The organism is Pseudarthrobacter ribosi, assembly GCF_055412865.1.
Genome location: NZ_JBVAYZ010000004.1, coordinates 156,868 through 183,732, shown reverse-complemented (window position 1 = coordinate 183,732; position 26,865 = coordinate 156,868). Strand labels below are relative to the sequence as shown.

Annotated in this window: 22 protein-coding genes; 18 read left to right on the top strand and 4 right to left on the bottom strand. The window is 66.0% G+C overall.

Annotated features, from left to right (window positions below; translation table 11 throughout):
* Positions 1-121: 121 nt before the first annotated feature.
* From ACZYZ5_RS05935 to ACZYZ5_RS05885, 11 genes are all read left to right on the top strand, one after another.
* Positions 122-1,651 (top strand): glycoside hydrolase family 32 protein, encoded by a 1,530-nt coding sequence (locus ACZYZ5_RS05935; protein WP_463899990.1) that lies wholly within the window; start codon positions 122-124, stop codon positions 1,649-1,651.
* 81 nt (positions 1,652-1,732) lie between these two features.
* Positions 1,733-2,821, top strand: coding sequence for an agmatinase (gene speB, locus ACZYZ5_RS05930; protein ID WP_463899988.1), 1,089 nt, complete (start codon positions 1,733-1,735; stop codon positions 2,819-2,821).
* Positions 2,818-4,494 (top strand): thiamine pyrophosphate-binding protein, encoded by a 1,677-nt coding sequence (locus ACZYZ5_RS05925; protein WP_463899985.1) that lies wholly within the window; start codon positions 2,818-2,820, stop codon positions 4,492-4,494. The genes speB and ACZYZ5_RS05925 overlap by 4 nt, the downstream gene beginning before the upstream one ends.
* Before the next feature lie 197 nt (positions 4,495-4,691).
* Complete coding sequence (locus ACZYZ5_RS05920; RefSeq protein ID WP_463899984.1) at positions 4,692-5,171, top strand: MarR family winged helix-turn-helix transcriptional regulator; 480 nt, start codon at positions 4,692-4,694, stop codon at positions 5,169-5,171.
* Positions 5,172-5,181: 10 nt separating this feature from the next.
* Positions 5,182-6,909, top strand: coding sequence for an MFS transporter (locus tag ACZYZ5_RS05915; protein WP_463899982.1), 1,728 nt, complete (start codon positions 5,182-5,184; stop codon positions 6,907-6,909).
* A 259-nt stretch (positions 6,910-7,168) separates the two neighbouring features.
* A complete protein-coding gene (locus tag ACZYZ5_RS05910) occupies positions 7,169-8,902 on the top strand; it encodes an ABC transporter ATP-binding protein (protein WP_463899979.1) in 1,734 nt (577 codons plus the stop codon).
* The gene (locus tag ACZYZ5_RS05905; RefSeq protein WP_463899977.1) at positions 8,899-10,986 is read left to right on the top strand and encodes an ABC transporter ATP-binding protein; all 2,088 of its coding nucleotides are present in this window, start codon (positions 8,899-8,901) and stop codon (positions 10,984-10,986) included. The genes ACZYZ5_RS05910 and ACZYZ5_RS05905 overlap by 4 nt, the downstream gene beginning before the upstream one ends.
* 50 nt (positions 10,987-11,036) lie before the next feature.
* Entirely contained in the window at positions 11,037-11,465 is a 429-nt protein-coding gene (locus ACZYZ5_RS05900; protein WP_463900186.1) for an acyl-CoA thioesterase, read from the top strand.
* A gap of 96 nt (positions 11,466-11,561) precedes the next feature.
* Positions 11,562-11,837, top strand: coding sequence for a hypothetical protein (locus ACZYZ5_RS05895; RefSeq protein WP_463899975.1), 276 nt, complete (start codon positions 11,562-11,564; stop codon positions 11,835-11,837).
* 97 nt (positions 11,838-11,934) lie between these two features.
* Positions 11,935-14,166 (top strand): McrB family protein, encoded by a 2,232-nt coding sequence (locus ACZYZ5_RS05890; RefSeq protein ID WP_463899974.1) that lies wholly within the window; start codon positions 11,935-11,937, stop codon positions 14,164-14,166.
* The gene (locus ACZYZ5_RS05885) at positions 14,153-15,424 is read left to right on the top strand and encodes a 5-methylcytosine restriction system specificity protein McrC (RefSeq protein WP_463900184.1); all 1,272 of its coding nucleotides are present in this window, start codon (positions 14,153-14,155) and stop codon (positions 15,422-15,424) included. Before ACZYZ5_RS05890 ends, ACZYZ5_RS05885 begins: the two co-directional genes overlap by 14 nt.
* A 17-nt stretch (positions 15,425-15,441) precedes the next feature.
* On the opposite strand, the gene ACZYZ5_RS05880 is transcribed toward ACZYZ5_RS05885, so the two are convergent.
* From ACZYZ5_RS05880 to ACZYZ5_RS05870, 3 genes are all read right to left on the bottom strand, one after another.
* The gene (locus ACZYZ5_RS05880; RefSeq protein ID WP_463899971.1) at positions 15,442-15,756 is read right to left on the bottom strand and encodes a hypothetical protein; all 315 of its coding nucleotides are present in this window, start codon (positions 15,754-15,756) and stop codon (positions 15,442-15,444) included.
* A gap of 212 nt (positions 15,757-15,968) precedes the next feature.
* Positions 15,969-16,400, bottom strand: a complete 432-nt coding sequence (locus ACZYZ5_RS05875; protein WP_463899969.1) for a very short patch repair endonuclease — start codon at positions 16,398-16,400, stop codon at positions 15,969-15,971.
* Positions 16,401-16,440: 40 nt separating this feature from the next.
* Positions 16,441-16,875, bottom strand: coding sequence for a pyridoxamine 5'-phosphate oxidase family protein (locus ACZYZ5_RS05870; protein WP_463899966.1), 435 nt, complete (start codon positions 16,873-16,875; stop codon positions 16,441-16,443).
* 220 nt (positions 16,876-17,095) lie between these two features.
* Here ACZYZ5_RS05870 and ACZYZ5_RS05865 point away from each other — a divergent pair, with 220 nt between their 5' ends.
* Together ACZYZ5_RS05865 and ACZYZ5_RS05860 are read left to right on the top strand one after the other, a co-directional pair.
* Complete coding sequence (locus tag ACZYZ5_RS05865; protein WP_463899964.1) at positions 17,096-17,758, top strand: DUF6318 family protein; 663 nt, start codon at positions 17,096-17,098, stop codon at positions 17,756-17,758.
* 195 nt (positions 17,759-17,953) lie between these two features.
* Positions 17,954-18,700, top strand: coding sequence for a PKD domain-containing protein (locus ACZYZ5_RS05860; protein WP_463899962.1), 747 nt, complete (start codon positions 17,954-17,956; stop codon positions 18,698-18,700).
* Positions 18,701-18,750: 50 nt separating this feature from the next.
* On the opposite strand, the gene ACZYZ5_RS05855 is transcribed toward ACZYZ5_RS05860, so the two are convergent.
* A complete protein-coding gene (locus tag ACZYZ5_RS05855) occupies positions 18,751-20,088 on the bottom strand; it encodes a GAF domain-containing protein (RefSeq protein ID WP_463899959.1) in 1,338 nt (445 codons plus the stop codon).
* Positions 20,089-20,291: 203 nt separating this feature from the next.
* On the opposite strand from ACZYZ5_RS05855, the gene ACZYZ5_RS05850 reads away from it, so the two are divergent.
* The 5 genes from ACZYZ5_RS05850 to ACZYZ5_RS05830 all read left to right on the top strand — a co-directional run bounded on the left by ACZYZ5_RS05850 (position 20,292) and on the right by ACZYZ5_RS05830 (position 26,861).
* Positions 20,292-22,082: an NAD(P)-binding domain-containing protein gene (locus ACZYZ5_RS05850; RefSeq protein ID WP_463899957.1), complete on the top strand. Its 1,791-nt coding sequence runs from the start codon at positions 20,292-20,294 to the stop codon at positions 22,080-22,082.
* 133 nt (positions 22,083-22,215) lie between these two features.
* Positions 22,216-23,271, top strand: a complete 1,056-nt coding sequence (locus ACZYZ5_RS05845; RefSeq protein WP_463899955.1) for a 2,3-butanediol dehydrogenase — start codon at positions 22,216-22,218, stop codon at positions 23,269-23,271.
* 82 nt (positions 23,272-23,353) lie between these two features.
* Positions 23,354-24,427 carry an alkene reductase gene (locus ACZYZ5_RS05840; protein ID WP_463899953.1) on the top strand — a complete coding sequence of 358 codons (1,074 nt, stop codon included), beginning with the start codon at positions 23,354-23,356 and terminating at the stop codon, positions 24,425-24,427.
* Positions 24,428-24,682: 255 nt separating this feature from the next.
* Positions 24,683-25,393: a GntR family transcriptional regulator gene (locus ACZYZ5_RS05835; RefSeq protein WP_463899951.1), complete on the top strand. Its 711-nt coding sequence runs from the start codon at positions 24,683-24,685 to the stop codon at positions 25,391-25,393.
* Positions 25,394-25,532: 139 nt separating this feature from the next.
* A complete protein-coding gene (locus ACZYZ5_RS05830) occupies positions 25,533-26,861 on the top strand; it encodes an MFS transporter (protein ID WP_463899949.1) in 1,329 nt (442 codons plus the stop codon).
* Positions 26,862-26,865: the final 4 nt, after the last annotated feature.

Genomic DNA, 26,865 nt, shown 5'->3' with positions numbered 1-26,865 from the left:
GGCAGCCGCACGGATTGGAGATGACGTCGAGATCAGGTCCAGCGCGGAAGACCGGGTGGTCCGTGCAGGAACAGGCGAAGTCGTCCGACCGGAGTGCATAACGTCCGAGGCAGTTGCGGCCATGCTCGCGGATCTGGGCGTGCCGCGGCAGACGTCGGCGCCCGCGGCTTCAGCTTTCGACCGGCCCGAGGGGGCGTCCGAGTTCCGGCCGAGCTATCACATCACGCCCGGGAAGAACTGGATGAATGATCCGCAGCGTCCGATCCTGCTGGACGGGCTGTGGCACTACTACTACCTCTACAATGCCGGGTATCCGAAGGAAAACGGCACCGAGTGGTACCACCTGACCAGCACCGACCTGGTGCACTGGAAAGACGAGGGGGTGGCGATCGCCAAGTACAAAAACGGGCTGGGCGACATCGAGACCGGAAGTGCTGTGGTGGACCATGACAACTCGGCCGGCTTCGGCAAGGGAGCCGTTATCGCGGTTATGACGCAACAGGACCAGGGTATCCAGCGGCAATCCCTGTTCTATTCCACCGACAACGGGTACACGTTCACCGCGTATGCGCAGAACCCGGTCATGGAAAATCCCGGCGAACCGGACTGGCGGGATCCTAAGATCATCCGCGATGAAGCCCACGGCCAATGGGTGATGGCACTGGCCGAAGGCGAGAAGATCGGCATGTATACGTCGACTGACCTGAAGGAGTGGCGCTACGCTTCGGGCATCGAACGCGCCGGTCTGGGCACCCTCGAATGCCCGGAACTCTTCCAGCTGGATCTCGACGGTGATCCATCCAAGCGGACCTGGGTCCTGGCCGCCAGCGCCAATGGGAGCGAAGAGGGATTCACCACGGGCGTTGCCTACTGGACTGGCGAGTGGGACGGAACCCGGTTCGCCCCGTCCGATGAGCCGCATCAGTGGCTCGACGCCGGCCCCGACTTCTACGCAGCCGTGACGTGGGATGATCCGAGGCTCACCGAAAGTCAGCGGATGTCCTCCCGGCACGCAATCGGCTGGATGAACAACTGGGCGTACGCACGGCAGCTTCCCACCGAGGACTGGCACGGCGGCGCCGACTCCATTGTGCGCGACATCAGGCTGCAAACAATCGCGGGAAAGCACACCCTGGTGTCCAGCCCCACCGCTGCCATGAAGTCCATTGAGGGACCGGCGGCAACGGCTGGAGAACGTCGAATGACACAGGATGGCGCAGGGCAGTTGCCGGCTCCGGAGGGCGGGGCATACCGGCTCGATGTGACGCTTGAACGGACGGTGGGCGACGACGGGTCCGAAGCGAGGATCGATCTCGGAAGCGACAAAGGAACATACGCGACGGTCGGATATGACTTTGCGAGTGAATCGGCATTCATTTCCCGCGATGCTGATGCTGCCGCCACTGGGAAGGCCGAACTCAACCCGGGCTATCGGGCATCCCGACGCACCGCCAGCCCGGCGCGAGATGGGAAAGTCGAGCTAACAATCTTTGTCGACTACAGCTCAGTAGAGGTTTTTATCAATGGCGGGGAAAAGACCCTGACGTCGCTCGTTTTCCCCCGTGAGGGGGCGCCGACCATCAAAGCCGTCACGGCAGGGGGTTCCCTCACGCTCAAGTCCTTCAGCTACAGGCCGCTGGCGATTAGGTAAACATTTGATGCACAAGAGGCAACTTCATGTGTATGATGGCTGTCACACCCGTCGGTCAATCCTCGAAGGAGAGGCTTTCTTTTGGAAGAGCTGCGCATCGAGGCCAATGGCAACCTTGGCCCCATCGATTCATCCCGCATTCCGCGCTACGCCGGAGCCGCCACCTATGCGCGCCTGCCGCGGCTGGACCAGGTCGCCAAAGCCGACGTCACCGTGGTCGGCGTCCCCTTTGACTCCGGCGTCTCGTACCGGCCCGGCGCCCGTTTCGGGTCCAACCACATCCGCGAGGCCAGCCGGCTGCTGCGCCCGTACAACCCGGCCTGGGATGTCAGCCCCTTCGAGAACATCCAGGTGGCCGACGCCGGCGACATGGCCGTTAACCCCTTCAACATCAATGAAGCGATCGAGACCATCCAGCAGAACGCGCTGGACCTGACCGCCTCCGGCAGCAAGCTGGTGACCCTCGGCGGAGACCACACCATCGCGCTGCCGCTGCTCCGCGCCGCCGCCGAACGCGCCGGCCAGCCCATCGCCATGCTGCACTTCGACGCGCACCTGGACACCTGGGACACCTACTTCGGCGCCGAATACACCCACGGCACCCCGTTCCGCCGCGCCGTCGAGGAAGGGATCCTGGATACCGAGGCGATCAGCCACATCGGCACCCGCGGCCCGCTCTACGGCAAGAAGGACCTCGACGACGACCACCGCTTCGGCTTCGGCATCGTCACCTCCGCCGACGTCTACTACCAGGGCGTCCTGGAGACCGTCGCCAAGGTCCGCGACCGGATCGGCAACCGCCCGCTCTACATCTCCGTGGACATCGACGTGCTGGATCCCGCCCACGCCCCCGGCACCGGAACCCCGGAAGCCGGTGGTATCACCAGCCGTGAGCTGCTGGAAATCATCCGCGGCTTCCGCGGCATGAACCTGGTCGGCGCCGACGTCGTAGAGGTCGCCCCCGCCTACGACCACGCCGACATCACCGGTGTCGCCGCCAGCCACGTGGCGTATGAGCTCGTCACGCTGATGGCGGACCGCGCAGTTGAAGGCGACCGCTTCGGCACGGCCACCGGCTACGCAGCCCAGGCCCTCGGCCAGGAATCCCGCCGACCGGCCGGCTTCTCGACTCCGGCGCCCCAGCGGGCCGAGAGCGGCGTCTCCCAGTGACCGGCGTGCGCAACGGCGGGGACCTCGTTGTCGAAACCCTCGAGGCGCTCGGCGCGAAAACCGTCTTCGGCATCCCGGGCCAGCACGCCCTGGGTCTCTTCGATGCGATGGGCCGCGGAAACCTGCACTTCGTCTCGTCCCGGGTGGAGAACAACTCGGCCTTCGCCGCCGACGGCTACTCCCGGGCCACCGGCGAGGTCGGTGTCCTCTTCCTCTCCACCGGTCCGGGTGCGCTGACGTCCCTGGCCGGGCTGCAGGAGGCCTACGCCACCGGCGTTCCCATGGTGGTCATCGCCAGCCAGATCCCGCTCGAGGGACTCGGCGCGCGCCGCAAGGGCATGCTGCACCAGCTCGATGACCAGAAGGCCTCGGCCGCGAACGTCACCAAGAGCCAGCGGCTGATCCAGCACGCGTCCGGCATTCCCTCCGCCATCCAGGACGCGTGGACCGAGGCGATCTCCTCGCCGCAGGGCCCCGTGTGGCTGGAAATCCCGCAGAACGTGCTGCTGGATCCCATCATGGTGCCGCCGGTGGAGGACGCCCTCGCCGAAGCGGCCGACAATCCGCCGCGCGTCGAGCTGGTCCGCGAGGCCGTGAAATGGCTCGCGGCGGCGGAACGTCCCGCCATCATCGCCGGCGGCGGAACGCGCCGCGGCCGCGCCGAGAAATCGCTGCTCTCCATCGCGGAGAAGCTGCGGGCTCCGGTCATCTGCACCCCCGGCGGCAACGGCGCATTCCCGTGGAACCACGAGCTCTCGCTGCAGGCCTGGATCGAGGACCAGCACATGACGGAACTGCTCGAGGACGCCGACGTGCTGATCGTGATCGGCTCCTCGCTGGGCGAGGTCACGTCCAACTACTTCACCTTCGAACCGCGCGGCAGGATCATCCAGATCGACGCCGAACCTCGCGTCCTCGAATCCAACCGCCCCGGCCTGGGCATCCGGGCCGACGCCGGCCAGGGGCTCGCCGCCCTCGACACGGCGCTCGACGCCGCCCTGACGGAACCCCACGGAGGGCGCGCCAACTGGCGCGGCACCGCGCCCGAGACGCTGGTCAAGGAAACGCTGGCGAAGGTCAAGGCCCGGCTCGAATCCCAGGATCTCGGCAAGGAACTGAAATTCATGGCGGACATCCGGGAAGCCGTTCCCGCCACCATGCAGACGTTCTGGGACATGACCATCTCCGCGTACTGGGCCTGGAGCTGCTGGGACGCCCGCGAGGGCCAGTTCCACTCCGCCCAGGGCGCCGGCGGACTCGGCTTCGGCTTCCCCGCGGCGATCGGCGGCGCCGTCGGCCTCGAAACCACCGGCACGCCCGGCGGCTCGGCCCGGGTGCTCGCAGTCTCCGGCGACGGCTCGGCGATGTATTCCATCTCCGAACTGGCCACTGCCAAGCAGCACAACGTTCCCGTCACCTGGCTGATTGTCGACGACGGCGGCTACGGCATCCTGCGCGAATACATGGTCGGCGCCTTCGGCAAGGCCACGGCCACGGAACTCGCGCGACCCGATTTCGTCAAGCTGGCCGAGGCCTTCGGGGTTCCGGCCGTCCGGGTGGCCCCCGAGGGCATCGGGGACGCGCTCAAGGCCGGGTTCGCCGCGGACGGGCCGAACGTCGTCGTCGTCCAAACCCTGCTGAGCATGTTCGCCCCCACCCATATGGAGGCCTAAGAACCACGCTCGGCGCCCCGACCCACATGGAGGCCTAAGCACCACGCCCCCCTGCGAGGACAAGCAAGCGCGGACCGGCAGCACAGCTGCCGGTCCGCGCTTGGTATTTAAACAGGAGCTCGGCCGGAAGGGTTAGTTTCCCAAAGTAACTAAATTCCTGATATATTGTTGCCTTAGGCAAGCAAAGAGGAGTCGTCATGGCAGTCGCGCCGGACACCGCAGCCAAACTCGTCCATCAAATCTTCGATCTGCAGCGCGCCGTGCGGTGCGTGGCAGCGGTCAAGCTCCGCGGGGAGGACACCGGCGTGGCCCTCCAAGGCGTACTGCGCTTTGTGGGGGAGGGGGAATCCCGCGCCACCGCACTTGCGGAGCGGCTCGGTGTCAGCGCCCCCGTCCTCAGCCGGCACATCGCCGAACTGGAGGAACAGGGCTATGTGGTCCGCCGGCCCGACCCGGTGGACGGGAGGGCCCAGCTGATCGCCCTCTCCACGTCGGGCGTCGCCAAGCTCCGCTCCATCGAGGACCAGCGCGCCGCCACTCTCCTGGGCTTCCTGCAGGGCTGGAGCGAGCAGGACGTCGAAGAGACAACGAAATCCTTGCAGAAACTTGCTGAGTCCCTTCGGACTTCAGCCCGGGCAACGACGGCCGGATCCATCAATACGACCGACATTGTTTAAGGAGCGCCCCATGGCAGCAACCACCGAAATGCCCCCGGCACCAGTTGCGGTGATGACCCACCGCCAGATCATGGAGGCCCTGACCGGCCTGCTGGCCGCGTTCTTCACCGCCATTATCAGCAGCACGATCGTCGCGAACGCCCTGCCCACGATCATGTCCGACCTCAACGGAACCCAGACCGACTTCGCCTGGGTCATCACCGCAGCCCTGCTGGCCAACGCCGCAACCACCCCGATCTGGGGCAAGCTCGCCGATCTCTTCAACAAGAAGATGCTGGTCCAGCTCAGCATCGTGATCTTCGTGGCCGGATCCGTCATGGCGGGCCTGTCCGAGACGATCCCGCTGCTGCTGACCGCCCGCGTTATCCAGGGTGTCGCCATGGGCGGGCTGACCGCGCTGGCCATGGCCATCATCGGCTCCATCATCCCGCCCCGTGACCGCGGCAAGTACTCCGGCTACATGGGCGCCGTGATGGCCGTGGGCACCGCCGGCGGTCCGCTGCTCGGCGGGTTCATCGTGGACAGCCCGCTGGGCTGGCGCTGGACGTTCTTCGTCTGCGTGCCCCTAGCCATTGTGGCGCTCATCCTGCTGCAGGTCACTCTGAAGCTGCCGCACGTCCGGCGCCCTGCCAAGATCGACTGGCTCGGCTCCATCCTGCTGACCTCCGGCGTCAGCCTGCTGCTGATCTGGGTGTCCTTCGCCGGCAACCCGGACTACTACGACTGGTGGTCCTGGCAGACCGTGGCCATGGTCGGCGGCGGCATTGCCCTGCTCGCCCTGCTGGTCCTGGTCGAATCCAAGGTGTCGCAGCCGATCATTCCGCTGAAGATCATTTCGCAGCGCACCACCGCCCTCGCCATCCTTGCCTCGATCGCCGTCGGCGTCGGGATGTTCGGTTCCTCCACCTTCCTGGGCCAGTACTTCCAGGTGGCCCGTGGCGCATCACCCACCGAGGCGGGGCTCCTGACCCTGCCGATGATCGCCGGCAACCTCATCGGGTCCGTCGTCTCCGGACAGCTGATCAGCCGGACCGGAAAGTGGAAGCGGTACCTGGTCGCTGGCTCCATCCTGCTGATCAGCGGCCTGGGGCTGACCGGAACCATCGATCACACCACCGACCTCTGGCTGACCGGTCTCTACACCGCGATCCTCGGCCTCGGCCTGGGCCTGCTGATGCAGAACCTCGTCCTGGCAGTGCAGAACACCGTGCGGGCCAGCGACATCGGAACCGCCAGCGCCTCGGTCGCGTTTTTCCGGTCGGTGGGCGGCGCCATCGGTGTCTCCGTGCTGGGAGCCATCATGGCCAATCGGGTCAAGGAACTCGCCGCCGAGGGCTTTGCCGCCGCGGGGATTCCCAGCAGCGGCGGCGCCGGCACCAGCATGGACCTCAAGGACATGCCGGAGCCCGTCCGCGAAATCATGCGGGCCGCTTACGGTGACGCCACAGCCCAGATCTTTATGGTCTCCGCGATCGTCGGCCTGGTGGCACTGATTGCGATCCTCTTGATCAAGGAGGAGCCGCTGCGGCGCACCGTGGACATCGTCACCCCCTCCGCTAAAGGCGACGCCGACGGCGGCGCGGCCGACCGTTCAGGCCCCGGGGCCACCGCGGCCGGCGCGGCCGACCGTTCACACCCCGCGGCCGGCGCGGCGGCGGGATCCGGAATCGTCGACCTCGACCGGGAATTTGTCGAGGTGCTCAGCCAGCAACGCGAAAGCCAGCGCCGGGCCGAGTAGGACCGAGTGCTGCACGCTGCCAGCGCCCCAGCCGACCCGGAGTGCGGGCCGCAGCGGCGCGGCAGCGTTGAGATCCAGAAATGTACGCCGTATGGATGATTTTCTGTGTCCGATGTTCCACGCGGGCCGGTCGTTTCGTAGAGTTGGATGGCTATGGCTGTCGGCCCCCTTTGCTAGTAATGGGAGCATCCGGTGGATGTTTCCCCGCCAGACTCTTCTCCAGCCTCATTTACTCGGTATCTCCTAAGGACTCGTGGGCATGCTTGTCACTCTCATACGGCGCTACTCGAAGCCGTATCTGCCATACATCTGGGCAGTCATCTTCTTCCAGCTCGCCTCCACCATCGCGGCGCTGTATCTTCCCAGCCTGAACGCCCAGATCATTGACGAGGGTGTCTCCCGCGGCGACACGGACTACATCTGGCGGACCGGCGGGGTGATGCTCGTCGTCGCCCTGGTCCAGGTCGCCACCGCGATCGCCGGCGTGTATTTCGGGTCCAAGGCCGCCATGGCGTTCGGCCGCGACCTGCGCCGCGGGGTCTTCCGCCAGGTCACGGGCTTCTCCGCCAAGGACGTCAACGTCTTCGGCGCCCCCACCCTGATTACCCGCGGCACCAACGATGTCCAGCAGGTGCAGATGCTCATGCTGATGGGGCTGAACTTCATGGTGGCCACGCCCATCATGTGCATCGGCGGCATCTTCATGGCCCTCCGCGAGGACCTCAACCTGTCCTGGCTGGTCTGGGTTTCCGTTCCGGTGCTCGTGGTGGTGGTGGGCTACCTCGTGGTCCGCCTGATGCCGCTCTTCCGGTCCATGCAGAAGAAGATTGACCGGCTCAACGGCATCCTCCGCGAGCAGATCATCGGCATCCGCGTGGTCCGGGCCTTCGTCCGCGAACCCCACGAAGCCGAGCGCTTCGGTGCCGCCAACAAGGAACTCACCGACGTTTCACTGAAAATCGGCGCCCTGTTCGTCCTCATGTTCCCCGCGATCGGCATGATCCTGCACGTCTCCACCGCCGCCGTGCTGTGGTTCGGCGGCCAGCGGGTCGAAGCCGGCGAAATGCAGGTCGGCGCGCTGACAGCCTTCCTGCAGTACCTGCTGCAGATCCTGATGGCCGTCATGATGGGCACGTTCATGGCCATGATGATTCCGCGCGCCTCGGTCTGCGCCGACCGCATTGGCGAGGTGCTCGACGTCGAACCCTCCATCCACGAGTCGCTGACCCCCGTGGCACCGGCCGAAAAAGCCGGCCGCGTCGAATTCCGGAACGTGTCCTTCGCCTATCCCGGCGCCGAGGCGCCCGTACTGAGCGACATCAGCTTCACCGCCGAACCCGGCCAGACCGTGGCCATCATCGGCTCCACGGGCGCCGGCAAGACCAGCCTGCTGGCCCTGCTGCCCCGCCTCTACGACGCCGCCTCGGGGGAGGTGCTGCTCGACGGCGTCCCCGTCACCCAGTTGGCCCGCTCCGAGATCACGCAGCGCGTGGCCATGGTTCCGCAGCGGCCCTACCTGTTCTCCGGGACCATCGACCACAACCTGCGCTTCGGGAAGCCGGAGGCCACCGAGGAACAGCTCTGGGACGCGCTGACCGTGGCCCAGGCGGCGGACTTTGTGCGCGAGAAGAAGAACGGGCTCGGCTCACGGATTTCCCAGGGCGGCACCAACGTCTCGGGCGGCCAGCGCCAGCGTCTCTGCATCGCCCGGGCCCTGATCACCGAGCCGAAGGTGTTCCTCTTTGACGACTCCTTCTCAGCCCTCGACGTCGCCACCGACGCCCGGCTCCGCCGCGCCCTCAAAGCCAAAACCGCCGACGCCACGGTCATCATCGTCGGGCAGCGCGTCTCCACCATCGCCGACGCCGACCAGATCCTGGTGCTCGACAACGGGCGGATCGTGGACCGCGGCACCCATGAGGAACTGCTGCAGAGCTCCAGCACCTACCAAGAAATCGTCGAATCCCAGCTGACCGCGGAGGCCGTGGCATGAGCACCAACGAAAAGACCAAGCTCCAATCCGCCGACGCGGAACTATCTGCCACGGAACCAGCTGCCACCGAGCCTGACGTCACCGAGCCCGACGACGATTTCTACGAGGAGGAATACAAGCCCGGGGAAGCCGACGGCGGCATGTTCGGGGACCTGCCCGCGAAGAAGGCCCAACACTTTTGGCCCTCCGCGAAGCGGCTGATGGGCCTGCTGAAGCCCGAACGGACCGGCATTATCGCCGTGCTCGCCATGGTGACGGTCGCCGTCGTCCTCAACGTGGTGGCGCCCCGGATCCTCGGCCAGGCGATGGACGTGATCTTCGGCGGCGTTGTCGGCAAGCAGCTGCCGGCTGGCGGCACCAAGGAGGAATTCGTCGAGGGCCTGCGCGCCCAGGGCCAGGACAACTTCGCGGACATGCTCTCCAAGATGGACGTCATCCCCGGCGTCGGCATCGACTTCCAGCAGCTCGCCTTCCTGATCAGCGTGGTGCTGGTGATGTATTTCGTTGCCAACATCTTCCTCTGGCTGCAGGGCTACGTTCTGAACATCCTGGTCATGCGCGTGGTCCGCCAGCTGCGCGACGACACCGAGAAGAAGCTCAACCGGCTCCCGCTGAACTACTTCGACACCCGCCAGCGCGGCGACATCCTTTCCCGGGTCACTAACGACGTGGACAACATCCAGCAGGCGCTGCAGCAGGCCTTCGCGCAGCTCGTGAACTCAGCACTGACGGTGATCGGCATCGTCATCATGATGTTCATCGTGTCCTGGCAGCTGGCGCTCATTGCCCTGGTCGCGCTGCCGCTCTCGGCCGTGGCCGCCGGTATCATCGGCTCCCGGAGCCAGAAGCTCTTCGCCGCCCAGTGGAAGAACACCGGCGAGCTCAACGGCCAGATCGAAGAATCCTTCTCCGGCCACGACCTCGTCCGGGTCTTCGGCCGTGATGCCGACATGCTGGACCGCTTCGACGAACGGAACGAGGCGCTCTACAAGGCCAGCTTCGGGGCGCAGTTCGTGTCCGGCATGATCATGCCTGTCATGCAGTTCGTCTCCTACCTCAGCTACGTCGGCATCGCCGTTGTCGGCGGGCTTCGCGTAGCCTCCGGCGGGATGAGCCTGGGCGACGCCACCGCGTTCATCCAGTACTCGCGCGAGTTCACGCAGCCGCTGGGCCAGATGGCGGGCATGGCAAACATGCTGCAGTCCGGCGTCGCCTCCGCGGAGCGGGTCTTTGAATTCGTCGACGCCGAGGAACAGGACGCCGAGACCGCCACGGAGCAGTTGCCGGCTAAGACCGACGGCCACGTCGAGTTCCGGCAGGTCACGTTCAGCTACACCCCGGACAAGCCGCTGATCGAGGACCTGTCCTTCACCGCGGAGCCCGGGCACACCGTCGCGATCGTCGGCCCCACCGGTGCGGGCAAGACCACCCTAGTGAACCTCGTAATGCGCTTCTACGAACTCCAGGGCGGCAGCATCACCCTGGACGGCGTCGACATCACCCACCTGAGCCGTGCGGAACTGCGGGCCAAGGTGGGTATGGTGCTCCAGGACGCCTGGCTCTTCGGCGGGACCATCTACGACAACATCCGCTACGGCAAGCTGGACGCCTCCGAGGACCAGGTGATGGAGGCGGCGAAGGCCACCTTCGTGGACCGTTTCGTCCGCGCCCTCCCGGACGGCTACAACACCATCATCGACGAGGAAGGCAACAACGTCAGCGCCGGCGAGAAGCAGCTGATCACCATCGCCCGGGCCTTCGTGGCGAACCCCTCGCTGCTGATCCTGGACGAGGCCACCAGCTCGGTGGACACCCGCACTGAGGTGCTCGTCCAGAAGGCGATGGCCGCCCTGCGCACCGACCGCACGAGCTTCGTGATTGCGCACCGCCTCTCGACCATCCGCGACGCCGACACCATCCTGGTGATGGAGTCCGGCCGGATCGTGGAGCAGGGCGCCCACGCCCAGCTGCTGGACCTCAAGGGCGCCTACTACCGCCTGTACATGTCCCAGTTTGCCGGCGAAGACGCAGAGACGGCCTTTTCGGAAAACACGGCAGACGACGCGACGACGGTGCGTAGTTGAGTGCTGCCGGCCGGGCCGCAGAGTCCCGGCGCATCGAGGTGCAGATCCCGATGCGCTGGGGCGACATGGACGCCTACGGCCATATCAATAACGTCCAGGTCGTCCGGATCCTGGAGGAGGCCCGCATCGCAGCCTTTGGGCCGCCGCGCGGTCCTGGGCTGCCCGGGATCGAGCCGCCCGTGCCGCTCTTTAGCGAGGTCCCGGAAGGGACTTTGGCGCTGATCGTGGAACACAAGATCCGCTACGTCCGGACGCTTGAATACCGCAACATCCCGGCCCTGGTGCAGCTGTGGATCGGCGCGGTCAAGGGCGCCAGCTTCGACATCCACTACCTCGTCCAGGACCCCGTGACCGGCGAGGACTGCGTCCGGGCCACCAGCCACCTGGCCTTCGTGGAGGAATCCACCGGGCGGGTGCTGCGGCTGACCCCGGAGCAGAAGGAGAAGCTCGCCCGCTTCGCGCCGGTTCCCGCCGGCTGAGCCAAACCGGTCCGTTAGGCTCTACCTCGGTCCACCGATCGTCCCTAGAATAAAAAACCCGCGGGCACTCAGCCCCGAAGCCAAGGAGCACAGATCATGGTGAACAAGCGAGCACAAATAATGGCGCACAAGCGCAGGAACGCCCGAAAGAAGGCGTGGAAAGATCTCTCACCGACGGCGAAGTTTGGAACCATTTCCGCTGCCCTCGTCCAACTCTCGCTGCTCGTCGCGGCCCAGACGGACATCACGCGACGCCCAGCGGCGGAGATCCGCGGCAGCAAGGCGATGTGGCGGATCGCCACACTGGTGAACTTCGTCGGCCCGGGCAGCTATTTCACCTTTGGCGTCAAGCGACATCACGCTACCCAGTAGCAACGATCACATAGCCGATCCTTCCGCGCTTACTTCGCAGTAACTTTGGGGTGCCCCGTGATGCGGGCGTCCAGCTTAAGCCTGTAAATTGAAAGGCATGACCCCAGCCAAAAAGCCTGCCATGCACCGCGCCCTCGGCATCTCCAAGGAGATTGAGGATGCGGCGTGGTTTGTATTGGGGCCCGGGCTGCTGGGCAAAGCTTCAGCCCTGGACGGCCGCACCAAAACGTGGTCGGTGCCGGCCGCCGCGGAGCTGCTCGGCCGCCTCGAACGCGGGGTGCCGGATCCCAAAGCGCCCATGATGACCAACTTGCGGCAGAACCTGGCGGACGCCTCCAGGGGAGCCAAGCAGTTGGCCGTGGAGCTGCTCTTCCTGCAGTCCCTGCCATTGGCCCATGAGGTCAAGTCCCTCAAGGTCAAGCGCGCGCGGGTGGCCGAGGCTGCTTCTTGGCTGGAACCGCCGCTGGAACTCCCGGAGGAGCTGTTCGCGGGCATGACGGACCACGGTGTCATCCGGGACCGCACCGCGGAGTTCAACTGGACCATCTGGGACCACCTGAAATGGCTCTGCCGGCTGGTGAAACACGTCGCCCAGCGCCCGGCCGGGGAAGTCGCGGCCGCCGTCAAGGATCCGCTGGCCTTCCATCGGCTCGTTGCCGGCACGCCCGATGACCAGCCGGCCATTCGCCGCAGCATCGAATTCCTGGTCTGGCCCAGCTACTTCGAGCCCGTCGTGGCCGACGTCGAGCGCCAGGAGATCCGCGACGCGTTCGCCTCCCTCGTGGGCGGCGCGAAGGGCGACAGCGACGAGGACATTTCCGCCGACATCCACCGGATCCGGCTGCACCTCGGCGAACAGGCCGGCCAGCGGATCGACTGGTACTCCCGGCAGCTCGTGAGCCAGTGGCGCAAGGTCGGCGACCCCGGCCGGCGGGCCTGGCTGCTGCGCACCCACCACGACAACGCGGAACTGCTGGGCACCTGGCAGGCCGAGGAATCGGTAACGCTCGACGTCGAGCACCTGCGCCTGCTGGACCCGGGCGTCACCGCCGGGCTGGTCCAGCATGCCGTCGACGAGGACTACAAGCACCTTGGCTACGTGGAACGCGAGGACACCAAAACTGCCGTCTTCGCCTTCCTGACCGTGATGAAGCCGGGCGACCTGGCCCTGTACCAGAGCTCCGGCACCGTCCGGGTGGGCGTGGTGCTCGGTGAGCCCGAGCACCGCGAGGACAACCGCCGGCTGCGTCGCAAGGTCCGCTGGTTCGACGAGACCCACAACATGACGGAGCTGCCGCGCCACGTGCAGCGGCAGCTGGCCACCTCCGGCATTGTCGTGGACACCACCCGTGTCATTCAGGCCCTGGAGGCACTGCTGCCCGCCGAAGCGGAAGCCCAGCCTGGCGACGGGACCGGGCCGGCCGCCGCCGTCGAACCTGCCTGCGAAGGATTCCGCCCGCTGACGCCGGAGTTCGCCGCGTCGCTGCACATGGACCTGGAGCCGCTGCAGGAGATCGCCGAACTGCTGGAGGAGAACCGCCAGTTGGTGCTGTATGGCCCGCCCGGGACCGGCAAGACGTACCTCGCCAAGCACCTGGCCGCCCAGCTCGCCGGCGACACCACCGATGAGCGCGTCAAGCTGGTCCAGTTCCACCCCTCGTACGCCTATGAGGACTTCTTCGAGGGCTTCCGGCCGGACAAGACGGAGGAAGGCCAGGTGTCCTTCAAACTCGTCGCCGGGCCGCTGCGCCGGATCGCCGAGGAGGCTGCCAAACCCGGCAACGAGAGCAAACCGTACTTCCTGATCATCGATGAGATGAACCGGGCCAACCTCGCGAAGGTCTTCGGTGAGCTGTACTTCCTGCTCGAATACCGCGACGACCGGATCTACCTGCAATACAGCCCCAACGAGCCCTTCACGCTGCCGGACAACCTGTACATCATCGGCACCATGAACACCGCGGACCGGTCCATTGCGATGATGGATGCCGCCATCCGCCGGCGCTTCTCCTTCATCGAGCTCCACCCCAAGACCGAGCCCGTGCAGGGGTCCCTGCTGCGGTTCCTGCAGGCCCGGGACCTGGACACGACGCCGGCCCTGCTGATGGACGCGCTCAACGACGCCATCGATGAATGGGACCGGGACCTGATGATCGGCCCCTCCTACTTCATGAAGCCGTCCGCGCAGACGCCCAAGGGCCTGCGCCGGATCTGGAAGTACGAGCTGATGCCGCTGCTGGAGGAGCACTACCACGGCCAGCTGAACCGCGCGCAGCTGGAGGAGCGGTTCGGACTGGACCAGCTGCTTGACCGCCTTGCGCGCGTCTAGCCAGCCGACGCCGGCCGGCCGGACCGGGGCGCCGGGGTCACAGCCGGTCCGCCGGGTCGTCCTCGACGAGCTTGCCCGCGGCGTGGTCGAGCGGCTCGACCCTGCCAGCGCGGCTTTTATCAATGGCAGCGGCCTGGCGAACGCCTCGCCGATGGGCATGGGCTTGTACCGGATCGAGCCCGTGGGGAAGGTCGGCTCGGTGCGCACCCCGACGGTGCAGCTCGAAGTGCGGCCCAAGGAACGGCTCAGCCTGGACCGGCTCCTGTTCCTGCTGGGCTACGCCGGGGACCAGGGCTTCCGGGAGGACTCCGTCGCCGCGGTCGAGGAAGCGGATCTGTGGAGCGCGCTGGCCGAGTCGCTGGCGCAGCTCGCGGACCGGGCACTCAGCCGCGGCGTGCTGCAGGGCTACCTGACGGTCGACGAAGCGCTGCGGACGGTCAAGGGTCGCATTCGTATTTCGGACCAGATCTCGCGCCGGCCCGGCATGCTCGTGCCGCTGGAGGTTTCCTACGACGAATTCACCGAGGACATCGCAGAGAACCGCATCCTGCGGGCGGCGCTGGAGCGGATGTCCCAGGTCCCCGGCGTGCGGCCGGAGGTGCTCAGCCGGCTCCGCCAGCTCAAGGGCAAGCTCGCGGCCGTGACCCGGCTGCAGTCCGGCGCGCCCCTGCCGGTGTGGCGGGCCAGCCGGATGAACACCCGGTACCAGGGCGCGCTGCGGCTCGCCGAGGTGGTCCTGCGCCACGCCTCCGCGGAGGCCGGCGACGGCGCCCAGCAGTCGGCGTCGTTTGTGGTGGACATGTCGGTGGTGTTCGAGGACTTCGTCGGGACGGCGCTCCGGGAGGCCATGGCGGCGTACCCGGGGGAGATGAGGCTGCGGTACAACGCCCTGCTCAATGAAGCCGTGCGCGACTCGGACCGGATCGTGGTGCAGCCGGGCGCAGTGCACCTGCTGGGCGGGCGGCCGGTGATGGTCTACGACGCCAGGTATCAGGCCGCGGCCGACGCCGGGGCGTCACTGTCGGGGGACCATTACCGGATGCTGGCGTACTGCACGTCGTTGCGGGTGCCGACGGCTTGGCTGGTGTATCCGGGCGCGGGGGAGATCAAACTGCGCCGGATCCTCAACACGGACATCGACGTGGTGGAGTTCCCGCTGGACCTGTCGAGGCCGCCGTCGGAAATCCTGGCCTCCGTGGCGGATCTCGCGCAGCAGTCGTGGGGCGAAGTGGTGCGCCAGGCAACCATCAGCCGCTGACGTCCGGCGTGTATTTGCTAGCCGGCGGCCTGTTCCGCGGAGACGGACAGCAGGTGGCTCAAGAGAGCCTTCTCCGGCTGGCCGGGGTTGTTGGCGACGTGCTGGCGGAGCCTCTCGCGGACCTGTGCCTCTTCGGGCTTGGTGTCGGAGAGGATCGCGTCAATGATCGACCAAACCTGCCGGCGCAGGGGTTCTAAATCCGGACTGATCTGGTCGGCCTGGTGGGCCCGGCCGGTCGTGGGGGCCCGCCGGTGCTCCGGGGGCCGTGATTGCGGAGATGATTTTGACGGCCGATTTGCAGGCGACGTGGTGGACCTCAGCAAATGCGGCATCTGGAGCTCTCCCGTGGAGTAGAAGTACGAGTAAAAGCGGACCCAATAGAGTCCTTGTCCCCAGATTTGGATATTACCCCAGGCAGACCAGTCTGTCTCGGAGCGGGGAGATATTTTTTGTTGGCGCTGAGAGCGGCGTCCGGGAGCACGTCAACGAGCACCTTCACGAGGGGCGCCAGGGAGCGACGTCAGGGAGCCGGAAGGCGGCCGGACTAAGCAGACCTTCCCTGCAGGAAGTCATCGAGTTGCTGCTCCAGCGCAGAAGCATCCTTGAGCTCGCACTCCCAGACGGTGAGAACTTCCCAGCCCGAGTGCTCCAGCTGACGGCGTTGCTCGGCGTCGCGGGTCCGCGTCCGGGTGCGCTTGGTTTCCCAGAACTCGGCGTTGGCCTTGGGCGCGTGCTGCCCGGCCCGGCAGTCATGAAAATGCCAGAAGCAGCCGTTGACGAAAATGACTTTGTGGCGGCCGGCGAAGACGAGGTCCGGGTTGCCGGGGAGCCGTCCGCCGCGGGCGGTGCCGTGCAGCCGGTAGCGGTAGCCCTTGGCGTGGAGCAACTTGCGGACCAGCAGCTCAGGCTTGGTGTTCTTCCCGCGGATGCGGGACATGTTCCAGCTGCGCCGCTCGGGGGTCAGCTTGTCCGCCATGAATTAAGTCTAGGCGGCGGGTGCCGCCGCCTAGGGGCTGTTAGATCTCACGCTCGGGGTGCTCGCCGAACTGGAAATGGCGCCCGCTGACCGAGGTGGGCTGGATCTCGACGTAGAAGTCCTTCAGAGTAGGCACCCACGGCTTGAGCCCCAGGTCCTCTGCCGCTGCGATTTCGGCGGACTGGTCGAGGACCCGTGCCGTGCCGCGCAGGACAACCGACCAGGCCTCGTCGGAGAGAATGCCGTCGGTTTCGAACAGCACTTTCGAGTTGATGGTCAGCTCAGCGAGTTTGTTGCCGGGGGCCGTCCGGAGGTAGAGCTTCCGGCCGCTCACGGCGTAGTTCACCGGAAAGATATCGGGTTCGCTGCCAACGATGACCACGAGCCTGCCGTGTTTGGTGCCCTCAATCAGCTTCCAGCTCTGATCGTCATCAAGCACGAGGATGGGGTTTTCGTCTGCATGTTCGAACATCATGGGTTCATTGTTCTGGGCGGTGTAGAAAAACGCCAGAGGCAGAGGCGGGAAAGTCGGTGTGTGTCGGCCGGAGCCGGGGCCGCGGGTCTATTCGGAGCGCCGGCTCGGGGCGATCCCGGGCCCCTGTGGATAACCACGATGCTCCAAACGTGATGTCAGTTACCCTTAAGGCATTGATTGGGCTCAGGCGTCTTGATTTCTATCGGGGGAGTAGCTGACCATGACATCTCGCACTTCAATTTTCGACCGCCGCCGACGCATTTTTGCCGCCGCGGTTGCCCTAAGCCTGCTGCCAGTCACAGCCTGCACCGGCGGGGGGACAACGCCAGGCGCAGCGGCCGCACCTGGGTCCTCAAGCCCGGCGGCGTCGCCGACACAGACGGCCACCCCCACCCCCACGCCAACGGCCAGCTACAAACCCGCCGATGCCACGGGCAGGGCCCAGAACGTGCCAGTCCCCGTGCTGCCGGAAGCTGCGAAGGCGGAGACGAAGGAAGGCGCAATTGCCTTCGCGAAGCACTGGTTCGATTTGCTCAGCTACGGATATGAAACGGGGGAGCTGGCTCAGTTTGAAGCAGTAACATCGCTGAGTTGCGAGCCATGCGAAAAGGCTAAAAGCGTTATTCGGGCGTGGCACACAGAAGGGCGCTGGCTGATAGGCGGGAAGATTACGGCTCCATCCGTCAGCAGTGAATTCGTTCGCGACGTGGATGCCACGTACCAGGTAGTCGTTCAAGCGCAGCAAACTCCACTCACGTATATGAGGCAGGACGCAAGTGTTGCCCGCAGCGATCCTCAGCCGGACGATACTGGAAATCTGTTGTTCTTAACTTTCAGCGACGGAATATGGACCGTCGCAAATGTCGGCAGGATCGTCGGCTAGGTCATGCGATTCGACAGCGCGCGTCGCACGCTGAGCGCCTGCGTCGTTGCGGTGGCGATAGTGGTGTCTATTGTCCCCTCGACCGCTCAAGCGGAGCCGCCCGAAATATTCAGTGATTGGAAACCGGACAGCGTCAATGTCGGAGGCTGGAGGCTGGATCCAACGACGGGGAAGTTTGTTGCGCTTCAACCGGGCGTGCCGCAAGCCGACCCCTACCAGTACAAGTACGAACTGCAGTGCCACCTGGGTGGCGGCGACTTCGACACGGATTGCCTTGCTGTCCTCGTGGACTGCAAGAACGGCCCCGGCGGCGAGGACGGAATTCCGGTCGTGTGGCTGAAAGCCCCGGCGGGCGTGCCGAATCCAACGTGGAGCTTTCATTCCGGGCCCACGTGTCTCTTCGACCCCCGACCTGAGGATTTGCTGCCCCGGATCGCCGCCATGATTCAAACGGAGTTCCAACGGCTGCCGATCGCCGCAGGTTCTGTGACGGCCCAGCCCAGTCCGCACACACTGCGGGGAGCCGAAACCAATTTCTTCGCAGCCGCCGTCGAACAGCGATTCGACATCACTATCTTGGCCCAGGACGTGCACGTCGTCGCCAAACCCGTCCAGTACACCTGGAGTTACGGCGACGGAACCTCGCTGGGGCCGCAGACGGCGGCCGGCGGACCCCTCCCGCAGGACCGCTGGGGCGAAAAGACCGCCACCAGCCACGTCTATACCCAGACGGGCGATTTCCCGGTGGTGCTGACGACCCATTTCCAGGGCACATACTCGGTCAATGGCGGCCCGCCGCTGCCCATCCCGGGGCAAGGGCAATTCAGTTCGCCGTCGCAGACCGTGAGCGTCTGGCGCTCCATCACCCGGAACTACGCTGACGACTGCCTCCGCAACCCGCAGGGACAAGGCTGCCCCGGCGTCGTACCTCCGGCCCCCTAGCGTTCAGCCCCGGCTGTCGGCCAGATGCAACGACACCGCTGACAGGGGAGCTAGGCCCGCAGCTCCCGGTCGAGCCGTTCCATCCGGGCGCTCACCAGCTGACAGCGTGGATCCTGGGCCCCCAGCAGGGTGGCCGCAGATGCTGCGGCCGCAGTGTCCCAGGCGCCCATGTCGCTGGTGCACCACTGGAGCATCAACGCGGCGTCACCGCTGGCCCGGACGGAGGCGCCGACCGCTTCATTGAGTTCGTCGCGCATGAACCCGATCGCGAGATTGGTCGAACGGTTGAGGACTTTGGCCCGGTACGCCGCGAAGGCCTCGGCGACCCGGCCGTCCCGCAAATGGCCAGCCACCTGTGAGGCGTCCGTAACCACCCTGACGGCCGACGAGAACCGGTAGGGGTTCGCTTCGATGACATTGCCCAGGATGCTGCGTATCCGGTGCATCTCGGTCCGGATCGCCGCAGCGGTGCCCGCGTCGCCGTGGATCTCGTAGGCCAGTTCATCGGCGCTCCAGCCCTGGGTCCGGGAGGCCAACAGGGCCAGGATCTCGGCGCGGCGCAGTGTCAGCGGGCGAGGGGCGCCGCCGTCGAGCGCCGCGGACGGCGCGTCCCCCAGCAGCCGCAGCGTCAGCTGCGACCGGACCCCGGCCTCGGAGCGCCCCGCAGCAGCAGACCCGGCAGACTGTCCGGTCCTGGCGCCGGCAGGCACGGGCGGGCTGGCGGATTTCAGCAGCTCCTCGGCCAGCCGCACGCCGCAGCGCACCAGCCGGAGGCTGTCCGGCGTGACGGATTCGAACGGCCCGGAAACGTCTAGGACGCCGATGACTTCCCCCGTCAAAGGGTCGCGGATCGGGGAGGCCGTGCAGGCCCAGTCGTGATGCGTCCGCACGAGGTGTTCGGCAGAGAAGAGTTGGGCGGCGCCGCCCGTCACCAGGGCTTCGCTGATGGCGTTGGTGCCCACGCCCGATTCGGACCAGTCGGCCCCCTCCACGAACTCCAGGGAGTCCGCGAGTTTCAACGCCTGTTTGCTGCCGACGCGCCACAGCACTTCGCCCTCATGATCGGTCACGATCAGCAGGTGGCGCCCGGTTACGGTGTCATCGGCCAGCAATTGGGTCAGCGCAGGCATCACGGCCGCCAGCCGGTGGCCGGCACTGAGCGAACGCGCCTCGGAAACTTCATGCCGGTGGATCGGACGGTGCTGGTCCGGATTGATGCCCAGCGCGAGGGAACGCTGCCAGGACTTGACGAGGGACGGCGACAAATGCTGGTTCGGAGTGCCGGAATCCGCGGTCTCGTGCGCCTTCCGTAGGGCGCGTGCGTACTCCGCCGGCGCAGAGAGCCTCAGGTCCGAGAGCTGCGTGATGGAGCGACTTCCATGCCGCATGCTCATTGTTCCAACTCGCCCTCGAATCGTCGCACCCGGCCAGCTACCGCCCTCCAAGCCGGCAGAAGCGCGGGCCAGGAGCTTGAGAGCTCTGTGTAACCCGATTGTAACCCCCTGCGGACTTTACTTGTGATGCGGGTCACGGCATGGACGGAGCGTCATGCAACGGGACCGGCCCACAGATAGCAACGGAAAGAGGAAACATGCCTGAGACTCCAAACGGCGTGGTCGGGGCGTGGCTGGCGCGGTTCGATGAGGCGCTGCGCAGCCACAACACGGACGCCGCGCTTGAGCTATTCGACGACGATTCGTACTGGCGCGACTTCGTCTCCTTCACCTGGAACCTCAAAACCCTTGAGGGCAAGGAGGATATCCGGCGGATGCTGGATGCGACCCTGGACGACGTGCAGCCCTGCAACTGGACCCTGGCCGAGGACGCCACCGGGGACGCTGCCAACGCCGAGGCGTGGGTGAATTTCGAAACAGTCCAGGCCCGGGGCTACGCCCATCTGCGGCTCCGGGACGGCAAGTGCTGGACCCTGCTCACCACCATGCAGGAGCTCAAAGGCTTCGAGGAGAAGAAGGGACCCAACCGGGAGAAAGGGGTCGCCCACGAGATCACCAAGGGCCGCAAGTCGTGGCTGGAGCTGAAGGAAGAGCAGGAAGCCCGGCTCGGCTACGAGGACCAGCCGTACACCGTCATCATCGGCGGCGGCCAGGGCGGGATCGGGCTGGGGGCACGGCTGCGCCGGCTCGGTGTGCCCACCATCATCATCGAGAAGAACGACCGCCCGGGCGACTCCTGGCGCAACCGCTACAAGTCCCTGCACCTCCACGACCCGGTCTGGTACGACCACCTGCCCTACATCAAGTTCCCGGATGACTGGCCGGTTTTCGCGGCCAAGGACAAGATCGGCGACTGGCTGGAAAACTACACGCGGATCATGGAACTGAACTACTGGTCCAAGACCGAGTGCACCAACGCACGCTTCGACGAGTCCTCGCAGGAGTGGGTCGTGGAGGTAGTGCGCGACGGCGAACCGGTCACCTTGCGCCCCAAGCAGCTCGTCTTCGCCCTGGGCGTCTCGGGGTATCCCAGCGTTCCCGCCTTCGACGGCGCCGAATCCTTCCTGGGCGAGCAGTACCACTCGTCCAAGCACCCGGGCGGCGGGGACTGGTCCGGGAAGAAGGCCGTGGTCATCGGCTCCAACAACTCGGCGCACGATATCTGCGCGGATCTCTGGGAACACGGCGCGGACGTCACCATGGTCCAGCGGTCCTCCACACACATCGCCCGCAGCGAATCCCTCATGGACCTGGCCCTCGGCGGCCTGTACTCCGAGCAGGCGCTCGCCAACGGGGTCACCACGGAGAAGGCTGATCTGCTGTTCGCCTCGCTGCCGTACCGGATCCTGCCCGAAGCCCAGATCCCGGTCTACGCGGAGATGGCCGAGCGGGACGCCGAGTTCTACTCCCAGCTGGAGGCCGCCGGCTTCGACCTGGACTTCGGCGTGGACGGCTCCGGCCTGTTCCTCAAGTACCTGCGGCGCGGCTCCGGCTACTACATCGACGTCGGCGCCTCGCAGCTGATTATCGACGGCCGGGTCAAGCTCGCCAACGGCGAGGTCGGCAAGATCACCGGGAACGCCGTCGTGATGGCCAACGGGGCGGAGCTGGAGGCAGACGCCATCATCTACGCCACCGGCTACGGGTCAATGAACGGCTGGCTGGCCGATCTGGTCTCACCCGAGGTCGCAGACGCCGTCGGGAAGTGCTGGGGCTTCGGCTCCGATACTCCCAAGGATCCGGGGCCGTGGGAAGGCGAACTGCGCAACATGTGGAAGCCCACCAACGTGGACAACCTATGGATCCACGGCGGCAACCTGCACCAAAGCCGCCACTACTCCAATTATCTGGCGCTGCAGCTCAAGGCCAGGATGGAAGGGCTGCCGACGCCGGTCTTTGAACGCCAGGCGACGCACCACACGCGCTGACCCGGACGGGCCGTGACAATCACGGCCCCGCGAACCACACTGGGGGTGACGGCCTCCGTTGTGATAATCCAACGACATGCCGTGGATGCGCCTGACCAGGTGCATCCACGGCCCGTAATGCGAAGGAAACACCATGAAAGCAGCACGATTCCACGCCCGTGAGGACCTCCGGATCGAAGACGTTCCGGAGCCGGGGCTGCGTCCCGGAGCGGTGAAGATCGCCGTCGCCTGGTGCGGGATCTGCGGGACTGACCTCCACGAGTTCCTGGAAGGGCCGATCTTCACGCCGCCGCCGGGCCATCCCCATGCGCTTTCCTCCGAGGAGGCCCCGGTCACCCTGGGGCACGAATTCTCCGGCACCGTCGAGGAACTGGGGGAGGGGGTGACCGGGCTCGCCATCGGGGACAGCGTCGTGGTGGAACCCTATATCGTCTGCAATGAATGCGGCCCGTGCCTCAGCGGCCACTACAACCTGTGCACCAAACTGGGCTTCATCGGCCTGGCCGGCGGCGGCGGAGGCCTGAGCGAGAAGATCGTCGTCGACACCCGATGGGTCCACCCCGTCGGCGACATCCCGCTGGACGAAGCCGCCCTCATCGAACCCCTCGCGGTCGCCTATCACGCCGTCGGCCGGAGTGACGTCAAAGCCGGGGACGTCGCCGTCGTTGGCGGTGCAGGCCCCATTGGCCTGCTGACCGCGGCGGTCCTCAAGGGCCTCGGCGTCACCACGATCGTCACCGAGCTGTCAGCGGCCCGGAAGGACAAAGCCGTTTCCTCGGGAGTCGCGGACCATGTGCTGGACCCGAGCTCCGATGACGTCAAGGCGCGGGTGCTGGAACTGACCGCCGGTGCGGGGGCCGATGCAGCCTTTGAATGTGCCGGCGTGAATGCCGTGCTGGACACCATGCTCGACGTCGTCAAACCGGCCGGCGTCGTGGTCAACGTCTCGATCTGGGGACATCCGGCCACCGTGGACATGCAGAAGGTCGTCCTGAAGGAAATCGACCTCCGCGGCACCATCGCCTACTGCGGTGATCACGAGGCCGCGATCAAGCTCGTCCAGGAGGGAAAGGTCGACCTGAAGCCCTTCATCACGGGACGGATCGCCCTGGATGACCTCGTGGACAAGGGCTTCGACACGCTGATTCACCACAACGACACCGCGGTCAAGATCATCGTCCACCCCTAGTGATCCGGGTCTCACCCGGAATAGTTGCAGACGCCACGCAGTTGCAGCCAGTGAACCCAATCCCTGGTGAAAGGAACTGCGCATGCTGTTTTCCCCGATGACTCTCGGCGAGCTGGAACTGCCCAACCGACTTGTGATGGCGCCGCTGACCCGCGTCCGCTCCGGCAGGGAGGGCATTCCCGGCCCGCTGGTGGTCGAGCACTACCGGCAGCGGGCATCCCTCGGCCTGATCGTCAGTGAGGGCACGTATCCCAGCCCCGCCGGCCGGGGATTCCCGGGCCAGCCGGGCCTGGTCACCGAGGAACAGCTCAAGGGCTGGGCCGATGTCACGGCTGCCGTGCACGCCGAGGGCGGCCGGATCTTCGCCCAGGTCATGCACGCCGGCCGCGTCACTCACGAAGACACGAACGGCGGTCACCAGGTGGTGGCGCCCAGCGCCATCGCGATTGACGGCGAGACCCGCACCTACGAGGGGAAGAAGCCGTTCCCCGTTCCGCACGCCCTGACCGCCGAGGAGCTGCCGGGCATTGTCCAGGAGTTCGTGACGGGGGCCCGCAATGCGATTGGTGCCGGGTTCGACGGCGTCGAGCTGCACGCTGCCAACGGGTACCTGCTGCACGAATTCCTGGCACCGTCCGCCAACCAGCGCGACGACGTCTACGGCGGTTCGCCTGCGAACCGGGCGCGCTTCGTCATTGAAGTGACCCGGGCCGTGGTGGACGCGATTGGCGCGGACCGGGTCGGCATCCGCATCTCACCCGAGCACAACGTCCAGGGCGCCACCGAACTTGACGCGGCGGATGTCAACGAGACCTACAAGATTCTGGTGGATGCCTTGGCGCCCCTGAAGCTCGCCTACCTGAGTGTGCTGCACAAGGATCCGACCACGAGCGGGCTGGTCCAGGATCTGCGCACCCGTTTCGGCGGAGCCTTCCTGCTGAACTCGGGCTTCGGCGTCATCACCACCCGCGAGGAAGCCAAGGCGCTGGTCGCGGACGGCTACGCTGACGCCGTCGTCGTCGGACGCCCGGCCATCGCCAACCCGGACCTGGTCCGCCGCTGGCGTGAGGGACTTCCGGTCAACGAGGCGGACCCGTCCACCTTCTACACCGACGACGCCAAGGGCTACACGGACTACCCGGCGTACCAGAACTAGCACCGGCCGGCGGCACCCTCGCCGCCGCTGGACATGTCCCGCCGCGGCCACGGTCCCCAGTGGACATGTCCCCCCGTGGCCACGAGCAGGGGGCAGAATGCCATTCTGCCCACTGTTGGTGCTTAGCGATGGGCATGTCCCGCGGCGATGAGGGGTGAAGAGGGGACATGTCCCTCGGGCGCTGGCGCTGGGAATGGGCATGTTCCGTGTGGGGAGGCGTCTGGGAGGCGGTGCCCAGCCCTATAGGATCTGAGTATGCAACCAGCCTTATCCGGCCACGGGTCTGAGGCCCGCCCCGCAGGCCGTCCCGTCAGCCGCCAGGTCCTTGCTGACCACGTTTATGAGGAACTTCTGGCGTCGCTGATGGACGGCCGGCTAGAGCCCGGGGCCGTTGTGAGCATCGACGGGACCGCCAGGGAACTCGACGTGTCGCCAACGCCGGTCAGGGAAGCGCTTGCACGCCTGGAGCACACCGGTATGGTGCGCCGGGTGGCACTCAAGGGCTACCGGGTTGCCCCCGTCTTCACGCAAGAGGATTTCGCGGAGCTCATGGAAGCGCGACTCGCAATCGAACCGGTAAACGCGCGGCTCGCGTGCGCCCGGCTCACCCCGGCGCACCTTGCTGAGCTGGGGCAGGCAGTCGCCGATCTGAAGAAGGCGCCGAGAGGTCCGTCATTTGCCGAATATCGCGACTACCTCGAGGCTGACGAGCGGTTCCACCGGCTGATCGCAGAATTTACCGGCAATCAGTTTATGGTCGCCGCCTACGCTGCCCTCGGCGGGCAGGTCCAACGCTTCCGGCTTTTTGGGGGAGTGGGCATCACCGACGCCGAGCATGCTATCGCCGAGCATCAGTCAGTGCTGGACGCGTTCTCGTCCGGCGATCCGGAGAAAGCGGCCGACGCCATGGCCGACCATGTGACGAAGGTCCGCGGCCGGGCCATCGCCGACGCACCGGTGGTCTAGCTTTTCCTTGATTTGCGGCACTGTGCCACCGACTCTATAACGTTCTTGTGACCCCCTTCACAAAGAGATCGAATACCCTATAGGATCTTCGATTGTGACGGCTACAGTGCCGGCATGGGGAATCACGAGGGAGTGAACAGTGCAAACAGAAACTTTGGCCGTTGGGCCCAAGGAATCAGCAACACGCCGCACCATCAAGAATCTGAGGTGGTGGATCCTGGGTTGGGCATTGGCTGCCGGCATCATCAACTATATGGACCGCAGTGCGATCTCCATCGCCGCTCCGCAATTGATCAAAGAGTTCGGCATGACCAGGACGGACATCGGCCTGCTGGGAACGGTGTTTTCCTGGACGTACGCCTTTTGCCAGTTGCCCGCCGGCTGGCTCGTGGACAAACTCGGTGCCCGCCGCATGTACTTCCTCGCTATTGCCGGCTGGAGCATTGCCACCGCGCTAATGGCCGTGGGGGGCAAGATGTGGCACTTTGTCACCTTCCGCTTCCTGCTCGGCGTCACCGAAGCCCCGAACGGACCGGCATCCGCCAAACTCACTGCCGACTGGTTCCCCCGCACCGAGCGCGGACAGGCCACCGCCATCTGGGACAGCGGTTCCAAGTGGGGACCGGCGATTGCACCGCCTGTCCTGACGGCCATCATGCTGACGTTCGGCTGGCAGGCCATCTTCATCTTCCTCGGCGTCGCGGGCCTGGTGCTGGCGCTGGCCTTCTTCATGTACTACCGCGCTCCGGAAGAGCACAAGCGCATCAGCACGCAGGAACTGGACTACATCGAAAGCCAGCGCGCCACGCAGGTCTTGAGTGCCAAGAAGGTCTCCTGGTTGGGCCTCTTCAAGCACCGCCAGATCTGGGGAATGATGGCAGGCTTCTTCTGCGTCATCTGGATCTGGAACATCTTCATCGTCTTCCTTCCGCTCTACCTGCAGGAAGAGCGCGGCGTCAGCATCGCAAACTCCGGCTGGCTGGCTGCCGTCCCGTACTTGGGTGCGGCTATCCTGGGCATCACCGGCGGCTGGGTTATGACACGCTACGCCAAGAAGGCAGGCCGCGACCCGCTGCTGGCCAAGCGCCACGTGATGTCGGTTGCCGCCGTCATCGCCGGCATCCTGATCTGCCTCATCCCGTTCGTAGACTCCCTCCCGCTCGCCCTCGCCGTGATGACCGTGGCGCTGGGCTTCGTCGCCACCATGCAGGCAGCCGCCTGGGCCATGCCCGGTGACATCGTGGACAACTCCCAGGTGGCCTCCGTCGGCGCCATCCAGAACTTCGGCGGCTACTTCGGCGGCGCCTTCGCCCCGCTCCTGACCGGCGTGATCGCCGACGCAACAGGCTCCTACGCGCCGTCGTTCATCATCGGCGGCATCATCGCCGCCCTCGCCGCCGTGGCCTACACCGTGCTGGTCCGCGAACCCATCCGGGACAAGACCGCAGTAGCGCAGACAGAAAGCTGAACCG